This is a genomic window from Bartonella sp. LB28NMGDW (assembly GCF_042194435.1).
Taxonomy (GTDB): Bacteria; Pseudomonadota; Alphaproteobacteria; order Rhizobiales; family Rhizobiaceae; genus Bartonella; species Bartonella grahamii.
Map to the genome: position 1 here is coordinate 1 of NZ_JBHIMX010000099.1, position 1082 is coordinate 1082.

The 1082-nt window shown below is 39.0% G+C and carries 1 protein-coding gene; it reads left to right on the forward strand.

What is annotated here, in order from left to right; all coding sequences use genetic code 11:
- The coding region (locus ACFIKG_RS09390; protein ID WP_375652210.1) for a tyrosine-type recombinase/integrase at positions 1-879 on the forward strand (879 nt) is incomplete at its 5' end.
- Positions 880-1082: the final 203 nt, after the last annotated feature.

Below are 1082 nucleotides of genomic sequence, written 5' to 3' on the forward strand. Positions count from 1 at the left end.
AGCAATATTTTTCAAGAAATTGCAAAAGCGGCTTTTGAAAGCAAAAAAGCAGAGTTGAAAAATGAAGGTAAAAACGGCCGCTGGTTTTCTCCGCTGGAGTTACATGTTATCCCACACATAGGGAATTTGCCTATAGAACAATTAACAGCAAATATCATTCGCAATGTTCTCTCACCCCTTTGGCATGAAAAAGCAGATACGGCAAGAAAAGCACTTAATCGTATTAACATTTGCTTGAAATATGCAGCGGCTCTTGGTTTGGACGTTGATCTACAAGCTTGTATGAAGGCACGCGCCCTTTTAGGAAAAACCCGTGCTAGATCAACAAATATTCCTGCTATGCCATGGCAAGAAGTTCCAGCTTTTTATCAGAATTTGGATGATAATATCCTTTCAAATTTAGCACTGAAATTGCTTATTTTGACAGGGGTACGGTCATATCCATTGCGCTATTTGCATCTTGAACAAATAGATAAAAATATATGGACAATACCAAAAGAAAACATGAAAGGTATTGTAGGAAAGGTTTCAGATTTTCGCGTGCCATTAAGTCGTGAAGCTTTGAAAGTGATTGAAAAATCTCTCCCTTTTGAGAAAAAAGGTTTTCTCTTTTCTGGTCTTACCGGCAAGCCAATTTCTGATGCAAGCATGGCAAAATATATGACAGTTTGCGGCTTAACTTATCGTCCCCATGGTTTTCGTTCAAGCTTACGGGATTGGATAGCAGAAACAACGTCAACACCGTTTGAGATTGCCGAAACTGTTCTTGCCCATTCAGTTGGGAGTTCAGTGACGAAAGCTTATATGCGAACGGATTTTTTAGAACAGCGACATGTTCTCTTGGAACAGTGGGCTTCATTTATAACAGGAGAGGCTTGATAATATGTCTATTGTCGATTCAGGTATCTAAGAAACACTCAAGTGATTAGCGGATAGATTACGGTATAATCTCTCTTTCCCTGCCTCAAAAGTGGGGAGGGGGTGAAGTTTTAATTTTTGAAATCTACTGTTTTAAATGGGCGAAGGCATTCTCTATCACCTCCATGAGACGAGCAAAATTAAGAATCCATTTTCTAAAGAAT